Annotated in this window: 1 protein-coding gene; it reads left to right on the top strand. The window is 27.8% G+C overall.

Translation table 11 applies throughout. The features are described 5' to 3' along the window. The coding region (locus L8X27_RS07960) for a hypothetical protein (RefSeq protein ID WP_263681182.1) at window positions 1–615 on the top strand (615 nt) is incomplete at both ends.

Here is a 615-nt window from a genome sequence, read left to right as displayed (position 1 = left end):
TATCCAAGCTTTAAAACCCAAGAAAAAACTATAGATTATATAGATGATTTTAATATTAAAATAAGCGGTTTATTGCCAAATTCCACTATTGATAAAATCAGTGGAAGTAAAGGAGTAAAAGCTAAAAAAGAAAGCTTTGATGTTAATAATAAAGGTGAAGCTACTTTAGAATTTAGTGGTATTAGTGATTATAGTGTTAAAGATATTGCTATTAAGTTTAATTATATCAAACAAGGTAGTATTAAAAAGGAGCTTAATTTGGATAAAATCAAACTTTATCAATACGCTATTTCCTTTAATGCTGATCCAAGTACTATCATTGCAGAACCTAATAAAAATGCCGAAGTAACTTTAAAAGGTGGTAAGCCTAATGAAAAAATAGAATGGAGTTTAAGTGGGGATGCTACTTTAACTAAGACTGATAAAGTATTTAATGTTAGCGGTGAAGCTAAGGCAGTTATTACTTCTAAAGCTCCATTTAAAACTAATCCTATAATTAATGTAAATACCTTAGGCCAAAACCTCACTAAAACATTAACTTATATAGATGGAACTATATATACTCCAAAAATAGAATATCCTTCTTATAAAGTCAGTTTTTGGAAAACATTAGAT

It is taken from the genome of Campylobacter sp. CNRCH_2015_1657 (assembly GCF_025772685.1).
Classification (GTDB): domain Bacteria; phylum Campylobacterota; class Campylobacteria; order Campylobacterales; family Campylobacteraceae; genus Campylobacter_D; species Campylobacter_D lari_D.
This window is presented reverse-complemented; position numbering and strand designations above follow the sequence as displayed.